Annotated in this window: 17 protein-coding genes and 1 pseudogene; 10 read left to right on the top strand and 8 right to left on the bottom strand. The window is 69.8% G+C overall.

What is annotated here, in order from left to right; translation table 11 throughout:
- Positions 1 to 25: 25 nt before the first annotated feature.
- From QEG98_RS12235 to QEG98_RS12225, 3 genes are read right to left on the bottom strand one after another with little or no spacing between them, the layout of a single operon-like run.
- Complete coding sequence (locus tag QEG98_RS12235) at positions 26 to 880, bottom strand: metal-dependent hydrolase (protein ID WP_316566868.1); 855 nt, start codon at positions 878 to 880, stop codon at positions 26 to 28.
- 32 nt (positions 881 to 912) lie between these two features.
- A complete protein-coding gene (locus tag QEG98_RS12230; RefSeq protein WP_316566867.1) occupies positions 913 to 1,380 on the bottom strand; it encodes a hypothetical protein in 468 nt (155 codons plus the stop codon).
- Positions 1,377 to 2,180, bottom strand: coding sequence for a hypothetical protein (locus tag QEG98_RS12225; protein WP_316566866.1), 804 nt, complete (start codon positions 2,178 to 2,180; stop codon positions 1,377 to 1,379). Before QEG98_RS12225 ends, QEG98_RS12230 begins: the two co-directional genes overlap by 4 nt.
- A 626-nt stretch (positions 2,181 to 2,806) precedes the next feature.
- Between QEG98_RS12225 and QEG98_RS12220 the strand changes: the two genes are divergently transcribed.
- Positions 2,807 to 3,175: a hypothetical protein gene (locus QEG98_RS12220; protein ID WP_316566865.1), complete on the top strand. Its 369-nt coding sequence runs from the start codon at positions 2,807 to 2,809 to the stop codon at positions 3,173 to 3,175.
- A gap of 93 nt (positions 3,176 to 3,268) precedes the next feature.
- Positions 3,269 to 4,363 carry a hypothetical protein gene (locus tag QEG98_RS12215; protein WP_316566864.1) on the top strand — a complete coding sequence of 365 codons (1,095 nt, stop codon included), beginning with the start codon at positions 3,269 to 3,271 and terminating at the stop codon, positions 4,361 to 4,363.
- 13 nt (positions 4,364 to 4,376) lie between these two features.
- Here QEG98_RS12215 and QEG98_RS12210 read toward each other — a convergent pair whose 3' ends face one another.
- From QEG98_RS12210 to QEG98_RS12200, 3 genes are all read right to left on the bottom strand, one after another.
- Complete coding sequence (locus QEG98_RS12210) at positions 4,377 to 4,580, bottom strand: hypothetical protein (RefSeq protein ID WP_316566863.1); 204 nt, start codon at positions 4,578 to 4,580, stop codon at positions 4,377 to 4,379.
- Positions 4,580 to 4,858 carry a hypothetical protein gene (locus tag QEG98_RS12205; RefSeq protein ID WP_316566862.1) on the bottom strand — a complete coding sequence of 93 codons (279 nt, stop codon included), beginning with the start codon at positions 4,856 to 4,858 and terminating at the stop codon, positions 4,580 to 4,582. Before QEG98_RS12205 ends, QEG98_RS12210 begins: the two co-directional genes overlap by 1 nt.
- A 507-nt stretch (positions 4,859 to 5,365) precedes the next feature.
- A complete protein-coding gene (locus QEG98_RS12200) occupies positions 5,366 to 5,803 on the bottom strand; it encodes a DUF2383 domain-containing protein (protein ID WP_186817892.1) in 438 nt (145 codons plus the stop codon).
- Positions 5,804 to 6,493: 690 nt separating this feature from the next.
- On the opposite strand from QEG98_RS12200, the gene QEG98_RS12195 reads away from it, so the two are divergent.
- From QEG98_RS12195 to cysI, 7 genes and pseudogenes are all read left to right on the top strand, one after another.
- Positions 6,494 to 7,216, top strand: coding sequence for a phosphoadenylyl-sulfate reductase (locus QEG98_RS12195; protein WP_316566861.1), 723 nt, complete (start codon positions 6,494 to 6,496; stop codon positions 7,214 to 7,216).
- Complete coding sequence (locus QEG98_RS12190; protein ID WP_316566860.1) at positions 7,213 to 7,878, top strand: bifunctional precorrin-2 dehydrogenase/sirohydrochlorin ferrochelatase; 666 nt, start codon at positions 7,213 to 7,215, stop codon at positions 7,876 to 7,878. The genes QEG98_RS12195 and QEG98_RS12190 overlap by 4 nt, the downstream gene beginning before the upstream one ends.
- On the top strand, positions 7,875 to 8,675 hold the full coding sequence (cobA, locus tag QEG98_RS12185) for a uroporphyrinogen-III C-methyltransferase (protein ID WP_316566859.1): 801 nt from the start codon (positions 7,875 to 7,877) through the stop codon (positions 8,673 to 8,675). The genes QEG98_RS12190 and cobA overlap by 4 nt, the downstream gene beginning before the upstream one ends.
- Entirely contained in the window at positions 8,668 to 9,585 is a 918-nt protein-coding gene (gene cysD, locus QEG98_RS12180; protein ID WP_316566858.1) for a sulfate adenylyltransferase subunit CysD, read from the top strand. The genes cobA and cysD overlap by 8 nt, the downstream gene beginning before the upstream one ends.
- A pseudogene (locus tag QEG98_RS12175) lies at positions 9,585 to 11,295 on the top strand (sulfate adenylyltransferase subunit 1). Before cysD ends, QEG98_RS12175 begins: the two are co-directional and overlap by 1 nt.
- Positions 11,292 to 13,118: an assimilatory sulfite reductase (NADPH) flavoprotein subunit gene (locus QEG98_RS12170; RefSeq protein WP_316566857.1), complete on the top strand. Its 1,827-nt coding sequence runs from the start codon at positions 11,292 to 11,294 to the stop codon at positions 13,116 to 13,118. The pseudogene QEG98_RS12175 and the gene QEG98_RS12170 overlap by 4 nt, the downstream one beginning before the upstream one ends.
- 24 nt (positions 13,119 to 13,142) lie before the next feature.
- Positions 13,143 to 14,831 (top strand): assimilatory sulfite reductase (NADPH) hemoprotein subunit, encoded by a 1,689-nt coding sequence (gene cysI / locus QEG98_RS12165; RefSeq protein ID WP_316566856.1) that lies wholly within the window; start codon positions 13,143 to 13,145, stop codon positions 14,829 to 14,831.
- A 23-nt stretch (positions 14,832 to 14,854) separates the two neighbouring features.
- Here the strand turns inward: cysI and QEG98_RS12160 are convergent, their stop codons facing one another.
- Positions 14,855 to 15,817 carry a class I SAM-dependent methyltransferase gene (locus QEG98_RS12160; RefSeq protein WP_316566855.1) on the bottom strand — a complete coding sequence of 321 codons (963 nt, stop codon included), beginning with the start codon at positions 15,815 to 15,817 and terminating at the stop codon, positions 14,855 to 14,857.
- A 97-nt stretch (positions 15,818 to 15,914) separates the two neighbouring features.
- Here QEG98_RS12160 and QEG98_RS12155 point away from each other — a divergent pair, with 97 nt between their 5' ends.
- Positions 15,915 to 17,018 (top strand): hypothetical protein, encoded by a 1,104-nt coding sequence (locus QEG98_RS12155; protein ID WP_316566854.1) that lies wholly within the window; start codon positions 15,915 to 15,917, stop codon positions 17,016 to 17,018.
- A gap of 69 nt (positions 17,019 to 17,087) precedes the next feature.
- Here the strand turns inward: QEG98_RS12155 and QEG98_RS12150 are convergent, their stop codons facing one another.
- Positions 17,088 to 18,734, bottom strand: coding sequence for a transglycosylase SLT domain-containing protein (locus QEG98_RS12150; RefSeq protein WP_316566853.1), 1,647 nt, complete (start codon positions 18,732 to 18,734; stop codon positions 17,088 to 17,090).
- Positions 18,735 to 18,913 lie beyond the last annotated feature (179 nt).

Here is an 18,913-nt window from a genome sequence, read left to right as displayed (position 1 = left end):
CCTCACCAGGCGTGCGTTCGCGCCGCTATGCCGCTTCGCGTTCCGGGACCTCCGGAGGCGGCGCCTCCAGTGTCGCCAGGTGGGCCCTGGCCAACTCCAGGTTGTCATTGTCCAGCGGGTGGAAGGAGGGGCGCAGGTACTGCCGCAAGCCCCGCCCCAGCACTTGGAACAGCACCGGGTCCTTCCGGTGAGCGCGCCACAGCTCGCGCAGCAGCCCCATCCGCCCCAGCCCACGCTCCTGGCGCAGCAGCGTCACCGTGGCGGCGAACCACAGGGCGAAGAGGGACAACACGCCCAGCACCATGCCCAGCACGCGCAGCCCATAGCCCGGTGCCACCTTCCGTAGCACGTCGAAGGCCACCGCCTTGTGCTCAATCTCCTCGGCGGCGTGCCACTCGATGAGGTTGCGCATCGCCGGGTGGCCGTCCGCGAACACGCCCAGCGTCAGCGTGTTCTCGCCCATCAGCGCCGTGTAGTGCTCCAACGCGGCGGTGATGGACAGCCGCAGCGACGGCGGAAGCTTCGCGTCGATGACGCCCCAGAGGAATGACTCGTACCGCCGCATGAAGCGGCGGATGTCGTAGCCCTGGGACTCCAGCAGCTCGATGTAGTCCTGGTGTTCGCGCGCGTGCTTGCCTTCCTGCGCGAAGAAGGCCTTCACCTGCGCGTGCAGCGCGGGCGTGTCCGCCAGCTGCGGCATGTAGTGGTTGACGCTGCGCACGAAGAACCGCTCGCCCTGAGGAAAGAGCATGTTGAGCCCGTTCCACAGGTGCGTGGTGCCAGGGCCGTTGCGATGCCAGATGCGCGGGAAGCTCGAGTCGAAGGGGAACTGGAGGTGCGGTCGCGGCCGGATGCGTCCGGGGTCGTGGGGGGAGACCATGGAGAGCTCTCGTGACGGAAGACCAGGAAGGTTCAAGGGAGTGCCGGGCGTCGCGGCCGGGCCCTGCTGACCGCCTCCGCGACGAGCACATCCCGGAAGGCCAGCAGCTTCTCGCGCGTGCCCAGGGCGCCACTGCCCGCGAGCGCCGCGAAGAAGCGCTTGCGCACGCCCGAGGGCGTCGCGTGGAGGACCTCTGTCACACAGAGGGCCACGCCGCCCCCCACGGCACACAGCGGCCGCATCGTGTTGAAGAAGAGCGGGGAATGCCGCGCCAGCGCTTCATCATCGTCGACCTCCAAGGTGATTTTGGACAGCAGGGCATTGCCTCCCAGGGCGGCGGGCACCTGCCGCAGCAAGGGCGTGAAGGCGAAGCCGTGCGTGGTGAGCGAGGGCATCCACCACGGCAGCGCCGGTGAGTACAACGTGGAGAAGATGTCCTTCAGCACGCCGCCCCCCCGCCGCGTCTGCTCCAGCAGGTGCGCGACGTGCGCGGGCGTCATCGGCCCTGTGCGCGTCCGCGAGGGCACCACCGCGATACCAATGCGCCGCCACTTCCGCGCCACGGTGTGCGGCGACGCGGGCAGCACCGGCACCAGCAGCGTGGGATTGTCGACGGGGAACACGCCCTCGCCGGCCCGCTGCACCGCCTGGAGCATCGCGCAGGTGAGGTTCCGGAAGTCGAGCCCTCCGGCAGCTCCACTCGCAGCAGCGGCGACGGCTCCTCGGGACCGGTGAGCCATTCGCCCGGCGCAGCGCGGCCCTCCCTGCGCGGCAAGCCCTCCGAGGCCGCCAGCGAGAGCTCGGCCATCGCGGTGCCATCCATCACCAGGTGGTCGAAGCTCAGCTCCAGGGCGCCCGTCGCCGCGTCCACTCTCGCGCCGAACCAGGCGCTCGACGTCAGCAGGTGGGACGTCCAGGCGCTGTCGCCTCGCGAGGCGCGGTCCACCAGCACCTGCGGGAACAAGCCCTCCCGGCGTGCCTCGGCCAGCGAGCGGCTGGGCGTGCGCGCCAGCAACGCCGCCACCGCGTCAGGCGTCAGCGCCGCGTCGTCCAGGGACAAACGCACCACCTGGAGCCCACCGTCCTCGCACGTGATGGCGGCGGTGAGGACGTCCGCATCCTGGACGCGTTGGCGTGCATCGGAGCCTTCACGGCCCAGGCGCGCCACCCAGACGTCCAGGGGCTGGTTCTGCCGGCGCACGCCGCGGCTGTCGCGGAACCAGCGCACCACACGCGCCAGCAGCACCGGCGCCCACGTCCCGCCGTCCGTTTCCACGCCCAACGGCTGCACCGTCACCATGATGCGGCGCGAGCGGCTCGGTCGTCAGGAACTGCTCCCACGTCGTCAGCGCGGGCACCACCTGGGTCGGCCACCGCGCCGGAAACAGCCGCCGCCACCCGTCGCAGAAACGCACGAGCCCGCTGATGGCATGACGCGCCACAGGATGCAGGTGTGGAAACTGATGCGTCAGCGCCGCATGCACGCGTCCGATGACGCCAACGTCCTGGGCTTCATCCGGAAACGGGAGGGGACCGGATCCGTCCATGGCACACCTCCGAGTGGTCAACGGGGGGGATGACCCACGGCATTGGCTGCGTAGCCTACTGGACACGCCACCTGTACCGTCAGGTCATCGCGCGATTTCACTTACAGCCATGCTTTTTGACCTGCCTGCGCGGGTGAAACACGACTCACGAAGGCGCCCCCTCACGGAGCGCATGGGCAACTCACGCAGCGGGCGTGATACGCAGCGCATCAGTCGGGACGGAATCTTCGCGCGACGTGCCACGTCGGCCGGCAAGAATGTCTGACATTGAATGCAAGCGAGCAAAAACGCCTGCCTTCACCCCAGACACATCCTGGTATTCTTTGACAGCCTGACATTCCCATGCACTCCCGCCCGGGGTGTCGGCTCAGGAGCAGTCATGTCTTTCATCCGCCGTCCCTTCGCCTGGAGTGCCGCCCTGCTGCTGACGTTCGCGACCGTCGCGGCGGCTGACCCCATCAGCTCCGGGCCCGAGGCGCTCTGTGAGAACAGCGCGAGCGCCGAGTCCTCGCTGGCCATCTGCTTCCAGTCCTTCTGTGACGAGGACTGGGAGTGTGCGAACGCGTGTCCCAGTGCGCAGACGGCCGCCTGCGTGAACTCCGTGTGCGAGTACACCTATCGAACGGGCGGCGGCACCGGCGGCTCAGGCGGCCCCTTCTGCTCGGCGATGTTCTGTGCGGATGACTACCACTGTCAGTGCGGAGACCGTCAGGGCTACTGCGGCTTCGACTCCATCTGCTACTTCTAGGCCGCTCGACGCGTCGTTCCGCTCGTCAGGCTCCGGGAAGAAAGCCCGCGCCAGTGAGTCCGGCGCGTCGGTGGACACCTTCCCGGAGCCGCCATGCCACGCATGCTCGACAGCCTTCCCCTTCTCTACCGCGACCTCCTTCCTGACTTCTTCCGGCAGGACGTTCCCGAGGAGAGCAAGGCCACCTGTTCGAACTGCGCCATGAGCCAGGGCTCCGCGCAGGGCGCCGTCGACTCCGTGGACGGCGTCAGCCGCATGTTCCGGCCGGACACCAAGTGCTGCACGTACTCACCGCGCCTGCCCAACTACCTGGTGGGCGCGCTGCTGTCCGATGACCGCCCCGAGCTGGTCGAGGGCCGGCGCCGCATGGAGGCGAAGATCGCCAGCCGCGTGGGCGTCACGCCGCAGTGGGTGAAGCCTCCCGCCAAGTTCCAGTTCCTCTACAAGAACGGCCACCAGTTCTTCGGCCGGGCCGCGTCCCTGCGCTGCGGCTACTTCTCCGCGGACAGCGGTGGCTGCACCATCTGGCCCTACCGCGAAGCCGTCTGCTCCACCTTCTTCTGCAAGTACGTGGCGGGCGCGGACGGCCGCAAGTTCTGGATGTCCCTCAAGACGTACCTGACGCTGGCCGAAATCCAGCTGTCACGCTGGACGGCGCTCCAGCTCCTCCCCGACTACGTGCTGTCCGGCAGGGACCGCGCGGAGACGCAGCCCGGGCCGCTCACCGTGGAGGACCTGGATGACACCGCGCCGCCCGCCAAGACCTACGCGGCGCTGTGGCAGGGCTACGAGGGACTCGAGCTCGACTACTTCCGGGAGTGCTACCGATTGGTGAAGGCGCTGCCCCCGGACGGCGTGGAGAAGCTGCTGGGCCTGGATGGCACCATCGAGCTGAAGACGCTGGAGAAGCTCCACCACACCGCCGTGGCGCCCCAGTTGCCGCGCACGCTCAAGCTCAACCCCGATGCCACCGTCCAGTGGATGCAGGACGGCAGCGTGGCCCTGGGCGCGTACAGCGAATACGACGCCGTGGCCCTGCCCGGTGAAGCCTATGGACTGCTCGTCGACTTCACCGGACGCGAGCCCGTGGACGCCGTGCGCAAGCACCTGCGCGAGCACAAGCAGGCGGACCTGTCCGAGGACGTCCTGCTGGAGCTGTACCGGCACCGCATCCTCGTGGACGCGTGAGGCAGGCGTCTGGCTACGACTGCTGGGACAGCTCTCCCAGCTCGCGCAGCGTGCGGACGGAGGCCTGGGCGTTGCGCCACGCGAAGACCGTCTCTGACAGGTGGTCCGCCATCCACGAGCAGAAGCCCGGGTCTCCGGCGCCCAGCCACGCCGCGGACTCGGACAGCTCCGTCTCGGCGGCTTCCCACGCGCGGCGGTAGGCGCTGGCCGCCGTCATCAGCTCGGACAGGGAGTGGGTGAAGGCGTCCAGGGCCGCGCGCAGCTCCAGCGGCGCGCCCGGCTCCCCCGGCGGGAATCGCGCAGCCGCCCCAGGTGGACCAGGAGCCCCTGCTCCAGCGCGGCGGCGGTCCCCAGCCGCGCCTGGGCGCCGTGGAGCAGGACCTGGAGGTCCTCGCCCAGCTCATGCTGAAGCTCCTCGGTGGAGCGCGCCACCGGGCGTCCCAGCCGCGTACACACCGCCTGCCACAGGCTGCTGTACCCCAGGAGCTCCGCCACGCCGCGGCGAACATGGGGCGGGACGCGATCCAGGAACTCGAGCGCGCACTGACGGGCGGACGTGGCCAGGGGCCCGCGCCCGGCCCCGCCTTCGCGCACTTCAGCACCCGCCAGGCCCACTGGAGCGTCGTCTCGGTGGAGCGGAAGAGGGCTTCACAACCCGCGCTCAGCGTCCCCGCATGGCTGGCGTCCATCAGCGAGGTGGAGGTCGCGGGCACGGTCCGGGCTTCCTCGCCGGAGACCTGCTCCGGGCGTGGCTCCCGTTCCGATGAACCGCGGTCCGGCGACATGCTCCGCCTCCCTCAACGCGACGAGCTACCCCAGGTATCGCATGCCCTGCGCACAAGCTCCAACACCCCATCAGGGGAGGGTTCAGGGCGCCGCGCGTGGCCTGAGACGGACCGGATGCCCGGGGATTCAAGCCGGTGTCGTGTCGCACGGGTTGAGAAAATCCGGCCGGGCGCCCGGAACGAGACACCCGGCCGGCGCGCATCCGCGCGGCACGCGCTAGTGAAGGGTGCGCTTGAGACGGCTGAGCCGCTCATGCGTCCGCTTCTGCGCGGGAATCAGCTCCATCCGCACGAAGCGTCGATTCTCGCCATGCACCTGGTCCGCGTCGCGCTGGTAGTCGGCGAGGCCATGGTCCTCGCCCTCCTCCAGCGCCTGGATGGCGGCCTTCTCGCCCAGGATGTCCGCGCCGCCTTGGACCAGCTTGGCGAAGGTGCCCCACATGCCCGAGCTCTCCACGGGCTCACCGCCCATCCTCAGGATGCGCTCGCGAATCTCCTCGACCCGGTGCTCATGGTCGTGCTGGCAATACTCCAGCGCGTCACGAGCCAGTGCGTCCGAGACGTGCCCGATCGCCTTGCGATAGGTCTCCACGGCGGAGATTTCGCCGCGCAGGAACGAGTTGAGCATCTCGACGTCCTTGTTGGTGCTCGCCATCGATGGCCTCCATGGGTGACGGGTGAATCCGGCTTGCCGCAAAAGGTGATGCCCGCTGCCGCATGGGCAACGCGGGCTCGCCTCCCCGCCTCCTTCCAAGGTCTGCGCGGACGTTCACCCGACGGCGCCGTGTCCCGCTCCCCATGCGTGCGGGCGAGCGGGCGTCCCTCGGGCAGGCCCAGCCCCGCATACCGCATCAAGGAGGACGGGTTGACGCGCGCCTGAAACAGCCGCTAGCGTAGGTCTTCGCGATGACGCACTCCCACACACCGACCGCCGCGCCGTTTGCCAGCCGCTGCTGTCCGTCGTGTGCCTGTTGTCGTCAGCCGGACCTGGGTTGTTGACGCGCACACGGGACGCCCTTCCAAGCCTCCCTCCTCGCGCTCTTCCCGGCCCGGTCTCCTCTCCCAGGAACCGGGCCGTTTTCGTTTCCTCCCCCAGCCCTGCACCGCGCCTCCCTCATGACCTTCACCGCCGACGCCCGTGTCCCCTGCGCTCCCGTGCTCCCCGCCGGGGGTGATGACGCCTGTGCAACGGGTGGCGCGTTCTGTCTGTGCCGTGCGAGTCCCGTGTGTCCGCCTGCAGGCGGGTGCCGAGCATCGAGAAGCGTGTAGCGCGTCCTTCTCGAACCTTCTTGCTCGTGCGGCCCGCCCTCGAAAGAGGCGGGCCTTTTCTTTTCCTGGAGTCACCATGTCGCCCCCGCAGCCCCAGGCCTCGGCCCTGCTCGCCGAAGCCGCTGATGTGAAGGACGCCCCCGCGCAGGACCTCCTCGCCTGGGCCGAGCGCCGCTTCGGCGCGCGCGCGGCCATCGCCTCCAGCTTCGGCGTGGAGGACATGGTCCTCATCGACCTGGCGCGCCAGCATGCGCCCAGCCTGCGCCTCTTCACGCTCGACACCGGACGCCTGCCCCCGGAGACATACGAGCTCATGGAGGTGGTGCGTAAGCGCTACGGCGTCACCGTGGAGACGTACTTCCCCGAGCGCGCGCGCGTGGAGGCGCTGGAGTCCACGAACGGCTACTTCTCCTTCCGCCAGAGCCTGGAGGCACGCAAGGCGTGCTGCGCCATCCGCAAGGTGGAGCCCCTGTCGCGCGCGCTCGCGGGCCAACAGGCGTGGGTGACGGGATTGCGCCGTGAGCAGTCCGTCACCCGCACCGACGTGGCGACGCTGGAGGTGGACAGCGTGCATGGGCTGCTCAAGCTCAACCCGCTGGCCACGTGGAGCAGCCGGGACATCTGGGCCTACGTCCGGGCGAACAGCGTGCCCTACAACGCGCTCCATGACCGTGGCTACCCGTCCATCGGCTGTGCGCCCTGCACGCGCGCGGTGAAACCCTACGAGGACGAGCGCGCGGGCCGCTGGTGGTGGGAGTCCGCGGAGAACCGCGAGTGCGGCCTCCATCCGGTCCGATGAAACGCGCCATGCCTTCACACGCCTTGGATTATCCCGTGTGCCTTCGACTCGAGGGACGCTCCGTCCTGCTGGTGGGCGGCGGCGCCATCGCGGAGGGCCGTGCCCTCGCGGTGCTCGACGCCGGCGCGCGACTGCGCGTCATCGCGCCGGAGGCCACCGCCACGCTGCGGCGGCTCGCAGCCGATGGACGCCTGGAATGGCAGCCCCGTTCCTACGAGGCCGGCGACGTGCGCGGCCATCACCTGGTGCTCGCGGCCACGGATGACGAGGCCGTGGGCCGGCGGGTGGCCGCCGAAGCCCGGGACCTGGGCCTGTGGGTCAACACCGCGGACGAACCGGCGCTGTGTGACTTCACCCTGCCCTCCGTCGGCAGGCGCGGCCCCATCACCGTCGCCGTGTCCTCGGCGGGGCGGGCCCCCGCGCTCGCCAGCCACCTGCGCAAGACGCTTACCGCCCAGGTGACGCGACACCACATCTGGCTGGCGCGACTCAGCGGCTGGCTCCGCGAACACCTGCCCCGAGGCGAAGCGCGCCAGCAACTGCTGAAGCAGGTGGCGGTGGGAGACATCGGCGCGCTGCTGGAGCAAGGCGAGCGCAAGGCCGCCTGGGCTCGGCTCCGCACGGAATTGGAGCACTCGAAGATTCTTGGAGAGACACGATGAGAGAGCAGACGAGAGGCCGAGTGTTCCTGGTCGGCGCGGGTCCGGGAGACCCGGAGCTGTTGACCTTGCGCGCCGTGCGCGTGCTCCGGGAGGCGGACACCGTCGTTCATGACCGGTTGGTCCACCCTGGCGTGCTCGAGCATGCGCGTCCCCACGCCCGGCTCATCTACGTGGGCAAGGAGGGTGGCGGAGACTCCGTGAGCCAGGAGGAGATTCACGTCATCCTCATCGCCCAGGCGCTGCTGGGGCGCCGCGTGGTGCGGCTCAAGGGCGGTGACCCTTTCGTCTTCGGCCGCGGCGGCGAGGAAGCGCTCGCGCTGGAAGAGGCGGGCATCCCGTATGAAGTCGTGCCCGGCCTCACCGCGGGGACAGCCGTGCCCGCGGCGGCGGCCATTCCCGTCACGCACCGGGGTGTCTCCGGGGCGGTGACGTTCGCCACCGCATACCGAGGCGGCAGCGCGCCGGCCTGGGACTTCCTGGCGAAGGCCCAGACGCTGGTCCTCTACATGGCGGGCAGCCGGTTGGAGGAGACGGTGCGCGCGCTGGTCGGCGCGGGGCGTTCCGCGTCCACCCCGGCCGCCGTGGTGGAGGCGGGCACGTGGGAGCATCAACGGGTGGTGGAGGCTCCGCTGAGCCACATCGCCCAGGCGGCGACGCGTGACGCGCTCGGCTCGCCGTCGCTGCTCATCGTGGGCGAGGTCGTCGCGCTGCGCGAGCGCCTGCCTTCGCTGGTGGCGCAGGGAACCTCGGAGCATGGACACGCGCCAGCGCGCGTGGCGGAGGGCGGTCATGAGTGAGCACACGTTCGCGCGGGCGTCCCACCTGTCGGAGCTGGAAGCGGAGAGCATCCACATCCTCCGGGAGACGGTGGCCGAGTTCGCCAACCCGGTGATGCTCTACAGCATCGGCAAGGACTCCCAGGTCCTGCTGCACCTGGCGCGCAAGGCCTTCCACCCCGCGCCCCTGCCCTTCCCGCTGCTCCACGTGGACACCACCTGGAAGTTCCGGGACATGTATGCGTTCCGGGACTCCTTCGTGGCGCGCCACGGACTGCGCCTCATCATCCACCGGAACCAGCGCGCGCTGGCCGAGGGCATCAACCCCTTCGACCACGGCAGCCAGAAGTACACCCATGCGATGAAGACGCAGGCGCTGCTGGAGGCGCTGGCGGCGCATGGCTTCGACGCGGCCTTCGGTGGCGCGCGGCGCGACGAGGAGAAGTCCCGCGCCAAGGAGCGGGTGTTCTCCTTCCGGGACCGGCACGGACAGTGGGACCCTCGCCGCCAGCGGCCGGAGCTGTGGAACCTCTTCAACGGCCGCGTCGACGCGGGCGAGAGCATGCGCGTCTTCCCGCTGTCCAACTGGACGGAGCTGGACGTGTGGCACTACGTGCTGCGCGAGCGCATCCCCGTGGTGCCGCTCTACTTCGCGGCGGAGCGTCCTGTCATTGACCGGGGCGGAACGCTGCTCATGGTGGATGACGAGCGCATGCGGCTGCGGCCCGGGGAGAAGCCCGAACTCCGGCGCGTGCGCTTCCGGACCCTGGGCTGCTACCCGCTCAGTGGCGCCATCGAATCCTCCGCCACCACGGTGGAGACCGTCATCCACGAGATGGTGAACGCCCGCCAGTCCGAGCGGCAGGGCCGACTCATCGACCACGACGAAGAGGGCTCCATGGAGCTCAAGAAGCGCGAGGGCTACTTCTAATGGACACCGGCTTGCAGCAACTGCTCGACCAGCATGCCTCCCGGGAGCTGCTCCGGCTCGTCGTGGTCGGCTCCGTGGATGACGGGAAGTCCACCCTCATCGGCAGGCTCCTCTACGAGTGCGACGGGCTCTTCGAGGACCAGATTTCCGCCGTGCGGAAGGCCAGCGCGAAGCGGACCGCCGCCGCCGTGTCCGTGCCCGCCGAGGCGCTGGTCCAGGGACTGAAGGCCGCGGCCGGCGCGGACGCGGAGGAACTGGACTTCTCCTCTTCACCGACGGCCTGCGCGCCGAGCGTGAGCAGGGCATCACCATCGACGTTGCCTACCGCTACCTGAGCACCGCGCGGCGCAAGGTCATCGTCGCGGACACGCCGGGCCACATCCAGTACACGCGCAACATGGCCACCGGCGCTTCCACCGCGGACGCGGCGGTCATCCTGGTGGACGCGCGACTGGGCGTGCTGCCGCAGACGCGCCGCCACGCGTACATCGCCTCGCTGCTGGGCATCCCCTACCGGCCGTGGCGGTGAACAAGATGGACCTCACGGACTTCGACCGCGGCACCTTCGAGCGCATCGGCGCCGAGCTGGTGGACTTCGCCCACGCGCTCGGCTTCGAGGGCGTGCGGCTCTTCCCCGTCAGCGCCAGTCGCGGGGACAACATCACCCGGCCCAGCGCCCGCACGCCCTGGCATGAAGGCGGCACCCTGCTCGCGTGGCTGGAGTCCCTGCCCCACCAGCGCCGGCAGGACGACGCGCCCTTCCGCTTCCCCGTTCAGTACGTGCTCCGGCCCCACCAGGACTACCGAGGGCTGGCGGGACAGATTGCCTCCGGCACCGTCCGCGTCGGGGATGAAATCCAGGTCCATCCCTCCGGGCGGCGCACGCGCGTGGCGAGCATCGACACCTTCGACGGACCGCTGGAGGAGGCCGCGTCCCCCGCGTCCGTCACGCTGCGACTCGCGGACGAAGTGGACGCCAGCCGAGGCGACGTGCTGGCCCACGTGGACCAGCCGCCGCTGTCGCTCCACCAGCTCGACGCGATGCTCGTGTGGTTCGGAGAACAGCCGCTGGACTGCTCGCGCCGCTACCTGGTGAAGCAGGCCTCGCGGACCGCGCCCGCGCACATCGAGCGGGTGCTGTGGCGCAAGGAACTGGCGGACCTGTCCGAGCAGCCCGCCGAGTCCCTGTCGCTCAACGACATCGGCCGGGTGCGGGTGGTGTGCCGTCGGCCGCTGCTGACCGACCCGTACCGCGACAACCGCCGCACGGGCGCCTTCATCGTCATCGACGCGCTCACGCACGACACGGTGGCCGCGGGCATGGTCCTGGGGCCCGTGGAGGAGTCGACGAAGGGCGACGTGGCCTCCTCGCTCGTCACACAGCCCGAGCGGCGGGGACGACTGGGTCAGCCCGGCGCCATCGTCCTGCTGCCCACCACGCCGGACGCGGGCTCACGCGCATTCCAGTTGGAGCGCCGGCTGTTCGACCTGGGCTGGCACGTCACCACCACCCCCGGTGATGTGGAGGTCGCGCTGGCGCTCGCGGCGGCGGGATTGGTGGCCCTGGTCCACACCGACGCGCCCCAGACACGCCGGGCCCTGCGCGCGGAGGCCCGCGATGCCGGCGCCGCGTGGCTGGAGCTGGAAGCCACTGAAGACCTGGAGCAACACCTCGACCGGATCATCTCCCTCCGGGAGGCCGCACGATGAGCGCATCCCCTGCCACCCACGCGCCCCCGTTCATCAACGCGCTGCTGGGTGAGAACAAGAGTGCCCTGCTGCTCAAGCTCGTGGAGGAGATGGATGCCTCCGCCCTGCACTGGCTGAGCGGCTACACGGCGGGACTGGCCGTCCGCGCCCCCCAGGCCACCGTCGTCCCCGTGGCGCCCGTACCCGTGGCGGCCCCCGCCGGTCACTTCACCATCATCTACGGGACGCAGACGGGGAACAGCCGCCTCCTGGCCGAGCGCCTCAAGCACCAGGTGGAGTCCGCCGGGCTCGCCACGCGGCTGTTCCGGGCCAGCGACTATCCGGTGCGGGAGCTGGCCAAGGAGAAGCTGCTCTGCGTGGTCATCAGCACCCAGGGAGATGGCGACCCGCCGGATGACGCACGCGGTTTCTGTGAGTTCATCCTCGGCAAGCGCGCGCCTCGCATGGAGGGGCTGCGCTACGCCGTGCTGGGGCTGGGAGACTCCAGCTACCCGCGCTTCTGCGAGGTGGGCCGGCGGCTCGACGCCCGCTTCGCGGAGCTGGGCGCCAGCCAGTTGTTGGCGCGTGCCGATTGCGACGTGGACTTCGAGCCCGTGGCCAAGGGTTGGCTCGACCAGGCCTACACCCTGGCGCGCGAAGCACTGACTCCGCAGGCGACGGTGACGGCCACTGTCGTGCCGCTGCGGGAGCCGCACGCCACGCCCACATTCACCAAGGAAGCGCCCTACACGGCGGAGGTGCTGCTCAATCAGCGCATCACCGCACGCGGCGCGCTCAAGGACGTGCGACACCTGGAGCTGGCGCTCGCGGGCTCCGGGCTGGAATACGCCCCCGGCGACGCGCTGGGCGTGTGGCCCCACAATCCGCCGGAGCTGGTGGCGTCCTTCCTGTCCGAGCTGCGCCTCGACGGAGAAGCGGCGGTCACCCGAGAGGGCCGCACGCTTCCGCTGGCGCGTTGGCTGAGTGACGAGCTGGAAATCACCAGGCTCAACCGCCCCTTCCTGGAGCGGCACGCCAGGCTGTCCGGCAGCGCGGCGGTGCGCGAAGTGCTCGAACCGGGCCGCGCCGAGGCCTTCCGCGCGCTGCTCGCGGGGCATCAGGTCATCGACGTACTCCGCGCCCACAAGGCCACCTGGGACGCCACGGAGCTGGTCCAGTCCCTGCGCCGGCTGACGCCCCGGTTGTACTCGATTGCCTCCAGCCCCAAGCGCGTGGGTGAAGAGGCGCACCTCACGGTGGCGGTGGTGGACTACACGGCGTTCGACCTGCGGCACTTCGGCGCGGCGTCGTACCACCTGGCCACGCGCACGGCCGGCACCGACACGGTCCGCGTCTTCATCGAGCCGAACGAACGCTTCCGGCTACCGGAGGACGGCGACAAGGACGTGCTGATGATTGGCCCTGGCACCGGCGTGGCACCCTTCCGGGCCTTCGTCCAGGAGCGCGCGGAGACCGGTGCGAAGGGCCGCAACTGGCTCTTCTTCGGTGAGCAGCACTTCCGCACCCAGTTCCTCTACCAGACGGAGTGGCAGGAGGCCCTGAAGAAGCAGACGCTGCACCGGCTGTCGCTCGCCTTCTCGCGGGACCGCACACAGAAGGTCTACGTGCAGCACCGGCTGCGTGAGTCCGGACGTGACGTCTACGAATGGCTCGAAGGCGGCGCCCACCTCTACGTGTGCGGCGACGCCCAGCGCATGGCCCCGGATGTCCACGAGGCACTGGTGGACGTCGTCTCCACCCATGGCGGCAAGAGCCGCGAGGACGCGCACGCCTGGCTCGAATCCCTGCGCGAGCAGCGGCGCTACCTGCGCGACGTCTACTGACCCATTCCGATTGCGAGCAACGACATGAGCCACCAGCCCAAGCCACTCTCCGAAGTGGAGCACATCAAGACCCAGAGCCGCCTGCTCCGGGGCAGTCTGGCGGAGAGCCTGGAGGATCCGGTGACGGGCGGCCTCGCCACGCCGGACACCAACCTCATCAAGTTCCACGGCAGCTATCAGCAGGACGACCGCGACGTGCGCGAGGAGCGGCGTCAGCAGAAGCTGGAGCCCGACTACAGCTTCATGCTCCGCACCCGCCTGCCTGGAGGCGTGTGCACACCGGCCCAGTGGCTGGTGATGGACGCCCTGGCACGCGAGCACGCCAACCACACGCTGCGCATCACCACGCGGCAGGCCTTTCAGCTGCACGGCGTCATCAAGGAAGACCTCCGGCCCACCATCGCCCGTATCAACGAAGCGATGATGGACACGCTGGCCGCCTGCGGCGACGTGAACCGCAACGTGCTGTGCAACCCCAATCCGGTGGACTCGCGCGTCCACGAGACGGTGTACCAGTGGGCGGTGCGCATCTCCGAGCACCTGCTGCCGAAGACGCGCGCCTACTACGAAGTCTGGCTGGGGAAGGAGAAGGTGGCCGGCGGTGAGGACGAGCCCATCTACGGCGCCACGTACCTGCCCCGGAAGTTCAAGACCGCCGTGGCGGTGCCGCCCCTCAACGACGTGGATGTCTTCGCGCAGGACCTGGGCTTCATCGCCATCATCGAGGGCGACGCGCTCGTGGGCTTCAACGTCTCCGTGGGCGGCGGTATGGGCGCCACGCATGGTGACGCGGCCACCTATCCCCGGCTGGCGGACGTCGTCGGCTTCATCCCTCCGGAGCAGACGCTCGCCGTCGCCGAGGAGGTGGTGAAGATTCACCGCGACTTCGGGGACCGCACCAACCGCAAGCACGCGCGCCTGAAGTACGTCCTGGAGGAGCGCGGCGTTCCCTGGTTCACGGCGGAGCTGGAGAAGCGGCTCGGCTTCCCGCTCCAGCCGGCGCGCCCCTTCGCGTTCGAGCACAACGGAGACCGCTTCGGGTGGACGGAGGGCCATGACGGCCGGTGGCATCTGACGCTGCATCTGGACAGCGGCCGCGTGGCGGACCGGCCCGGCGCCACGCACTTGACGGGCCTGCGGGAGATCGCGCGCATCCACACCGGGGACTTCCGGCTCACGGCGAACCAGAACCTCGTCATCGCGGGTGTGACGCCCGAGGCTCGCGACGCCATCGGCGCGCTGGTGACGGCGCACGCGCTGGACAGCTTCCGCACCGCCAGCCCGGTGCGCCGCAACGCGCTGGCGTGCGTGGCGCTGCCGACGTGCGGGCTCGCCATGGCGGAGGCGGAGCGCTACCTGCCCGCCTTCGTGGGACGGCTGGAGGACCGGCTGCGGGCGCATGGCCTGCAGGACGCCAACCTGCTGCTCCGCATCACCGGGTGCCCCAACGGCTGCGCGAGGCCGTACCTGGCGGAGGTGGGACTCGTGGGCAAGGCGCCGGGCCGCTACAACCTTCACCTGGGCGGAGATGCGCGAGGCCAGCGCCTCAGTCACCTCTACAGGGAGAACATCGACGAGGACGCCATCCTCGCCGCGCTGGAGCCATTGTTCGAAGGCTACGCACGCGAACGTCAGCCCGGTGAAGGCTTTGGCGACTTCGTGGTGCGCGCGGGCCACGTCCCCAGCCCAGCCATTCAGCCTCGGCCGGCCTGAGCCAACGCGGACCGCGCGCGTGTTCAATCGCCCGCGGCCCGCACCGCCGTGAGGAGCAGGTCGTACTTGCCGCCCAGGAACGTACGGAAGCCGTGCTGGTGCAGATAGCGGCGGTAGAAGGACAGGTCCTTCACCAGCAGCGACAGGTCAGGCTCGCGCAGGTTCCGCACCCGCGCGCCATAGACGACCTCCCCATCCCGGAAGCGGGAGTTGGGAAAGCCCAGCAGCAGCGCCGAGCTCGGCTCCAGGTGCTCCTGCACGAGCTTGCGCAGCAGCGCATGGTCGTCCACACCGGGGCTCTGCAGCGTGCCTACGGACACCACCAGGTGGAAGCGTCCCAGGTCCTCCGGCAGCGCATTGAGGTCGGCGACGACAAAGCGATGCCGGGCATCGGGGAATCGAGCGCGCGCCTCTTCGATGGCGCTGGCGCTGTGGTCCACCCCCACGAAGCGCGCGTCCGGGCTTTCCTCGAGCCACGAGAACGCCGCCAGTTCATCCCCGCGATTGACGCCCAGGTCGAGCACGCGGCCTGACGCCGGCAACCGGATGCGCCCAAGCGCTTCGAGCCAGGGCAACAGGAAGCCCGCGTCCTCCAGCTTGCGCAGGCGCGCGAACGCGGAGGCCGCGCCGTAGCGTTCTTGCGGTGACACCACTCCGTCCGCCTTGCCCCCCGCGTGCCAGGGCGCCTCAGGCCCCAGCCGCTCGAAGGTCAGCGAGATGTGCGTCGCATCCACCGCGCGGGGCGTCAGCAGCCGGCACGCGAGCCCCTCCGCCAGGTCGCACCAACTGCGCAGGGGCCGATGGAGCAGCGCGCCAGACGGGCCCACACGCTCGCCGGGGTAACACCCCCTGCCCAGGTCCGGGTCTGGCACCTCGATGGTGACAGGCCCCGCACCGAGCGACGCCAGCAAGTGCCGATGGATGTGGATCAGGGACTCGGCATGGAAGCGGCGAGGATGCGAGGAGGACTCGGTGGGGCTCGGCATGATGGCGCGGAGCCTATCGTGGCATCTGTCCTGTTCCGTGGCTTCCGCGCGGTGCACAATCTCCCCCAATCGAAGGCCCGCACCGCCGAGGTATTCCTTGCATCGGTTCCGCACCCCTTCCGCCCTTCTCGCCGCCGTCGCCCTCCTGGGCTGTCAGTCCAACAAGGAGGACAAGCCGGCCGCGCCCCCTGCCCCCGCGACAGCGCCCCGCGCGGAGGCCGTGCCCGCCCCTCCGCCCAAGCCCGCTCCGCCCCCCGCCGAGTCACAGACGGAGCTCGGCTACCTCAAACCCACCGAGGACGCCGAACACTGCGAATGGATGCGCCAGCCCTTGAAGGGCACGGCCACCCGAGTCTTTCGCTTCGACGCCTATTGCGACAGGTCCTCGGTGTCATGGAGTCCGGATGGCCAGCAGGGGCTCCTCTTCACGTGGCCCTCGGGCGAAGGGGAAGTCCCGCGTGCCTGGCGCGTGGACGTCGCCGCGAAGTCCGGGCAGCCGCTGGACCTGAAGTCCCTGCCCGGAGGAAACAGCGCTGGAAACCCCAACGAGCCCTCTGTGATGCGCGTCGGCTTCGACGCGCAGAGCCGACCCGTGGCGCTCGTCGTCCTGGCCTCGGAATCGAAGGGGCCCATCACCTTCGACGGCGAGAGCATCCCCGTGCCGAAGGGCAAGGGCGTGCCGGGACTGGCCATGGCCTATCGCCTGGAGGACGGTGGCTGGAAGCGCATCGAGCTCAAGGCGGCCCGCTTCCAGGGGGACGCGCCGTCCGAGCACGGCCTGCTCGAAGCGGAGGCGACCCTCACGCCGACATGGACGGCCTCACTGCCCACCCGGATTCCTGGCAGCAAGGCCGCGCCGACGGTCGCGAAGGAACTGAATGCGCAGGAGTCGGGGAGCGAGGGAACGGGCTGGTGGATGGAGCTGCCCGGCCCGGACGGCACGCTCTACTACCGGGCACGCCAGGAGGGCCCGATGCTCGTGCTCGGACAGCCCCTGCTCTGGGCCCATGGAGACCAGCGCCTGTCCTTGAAGGACCTCACGGAGCCGGACGCGTACCTGGGCTTCCAGTTCGACCGGGGACTCCTGCTGGTCACCTCCTACGGAGGCTATGCGGCGGCCACCGTCTGGGACCCGAAGACGCAGCAGCGCGTGGTGTCCGTGCCGGACGTCTACGCACCCGCCTTCTGGCCCACGCCCTGAGCGCCGGAAAGACGACGGCCCGGCGCCCACATCGGGAGCCGGGCCGAAGTCGCGGCACGTCGTGGTGAGCTACGCGGGGCCGGCGCCGTTGTACCAGCCGGTGATCTTCCGCACGTAGTCCTGCGTCTCCTTGAACGGAGGCACGCCGCCATACTTGTTCACGTTGCCCGCGCCCGCGTTGTAGGCGGCGAGCGCCAGCCGCACGTCACCGTTGAAGCGCTTGAGCTGCTGCGAGAGGTACTTGGTGCCACCCTCGATGCTCTGGCGCGGGTCCGTGCGGTTGGTGACGCCCAGCTCGCGCGCGGTGGCCGGCATGAGCTGCATCAGGCCCACCGCGCCCGCGCCCGACTTCGCGTTCGGGTTGAAGGTGGACTCCTGCTGGATGACCGCCTTGATGAGGCGCGCGGGCACGTTGTACTTCTGCGACATCTCGTTGATGAGGTTGTCGTACTTGTTCGACGAGAAGCCGCTCAGGTCGTTGTTGCCCTTCGCGGGGCCCGCGTTGCCCGTGCCCTGCGTACCGCCCGTTCCACCCGTGCCGTTGGTGGCGCCGGCGCCGCTGGCCACGGTGGCGCCAAGCTTCGAGAACGCCGCGCGCGTCAGCGGACCGTAGTAGCCCGTGTTCTTCACGTTGTTGGCGGCCTGGAACTCCTTGAGCGCCGATTCCGTGCGAGGACCGAAGACGCCCGGGCCCGTGTTCATCTCGGCCTGGGTCATGTAGCCGCCCTTCACCAGCGCCTGCTGGAGCTGCTCCACGGCTGGGCCGCGCGCGCCCTTCTCCAGGTCACCCGCGGGCAACTTCATGCCCTTCACCGAGCCGCCCGAGGTCGGCGGCGGCTGGGAGCCCACGCCGCCCGTGCCACCACCGCCATTCGTGTTGCCCGGACGCGGGTTGCCGCCCGAGAAGGTCACCAGCTCACCCGTCGTCTTGTAGCCCTGGGGGCCGCCCGACAGACGGTTGCCCTGGACGTTGAGGGTGATCTCCTTCCCCGTGGCCGGGTCGTTCGCGTAGTAGACGGGCTTGCCGTTCTGCGTGCCACGGCCGGTGATGGTGATCCAGTGGTCGGTGCCGTTCGAGCCACCACCGCTGCCCGCCTTGTAGTCCACGCCTACGACCACCGGCCGGCCCGCGTCGACCTGCCGGTTGATGGTGTCCAGTTTCCACGCCTGCTTCGCGGCGCCCAGGCCGCCCATGGCCGCCGCCGAGCCCCACTTGAGCGCGTTGCCCGAGTAGCCGTTGTTGCGGTCCAGATACGCGTCCATCTCCCCTGGGTTGATGGTCTTCCCGGTGATCTTGCTCACGGCCATGGCGGTGGCCGTCATGGCACAACCCGCCGCGGACAGGCTCGAACCGGTGCCCAGCCGCCGCGAGCCCCACTGCGCGTCGCCCTGCTTGTAGAGCGGCGTGCCGTCACGGGACGTGGGGAACTGCCGGCCGTCGTCGTCGCGAACCTGACCGTTGGCGGCGCGCGTCGTCGTCGCCGCGGGGGTGAAGTTGTCGCCGCCCGCCGGACGGTTGGCCGTGCCGGAACCCGTGGAGTCCCCTCCCCGCGTGGGCGCGCTCTCGAACGTGTCCGGAATGGTCAGCTTCTGGCCCGCACGAATCTTGTTCGGGTCAGTGATGTTGTTGGCCTGGGCCAACGCGGAGACGGACGTGTTGTACTTGCGGGCCAGCGCGTTCAGGGTGTCGCCACTGCGAACGGAATGGGTCTTCACGGCCAATACCTTTCGTCACCCGATGCTGCGTTGGGGCCGGGGGATATTCACGATTCTCGCCCGTGACGAAACGAAGTTGCCTCATCCCCAGACAAACACTGGTATCGAAATTGTCAAATCTGACAGGACACATCGATCCGTCATTTCTGTTCAATTCCACAAACACCACACAGGACGCG

It is taken from the genome of Myxococcus sp. MxC21-1 (assembly GCF_032612255.1).
In the GTDB taxonomy this organism is placed as follows: Bacteria; Myxococcota; Myxococcia; order Myxococcales; family Myxococcaceae; genus Myxococcus; species Myxococcus virescens.
Note: the sequence above shows the minus strand (reverse complement) of the source record. Positions and strands in the feature narration are given on the sequence as shown.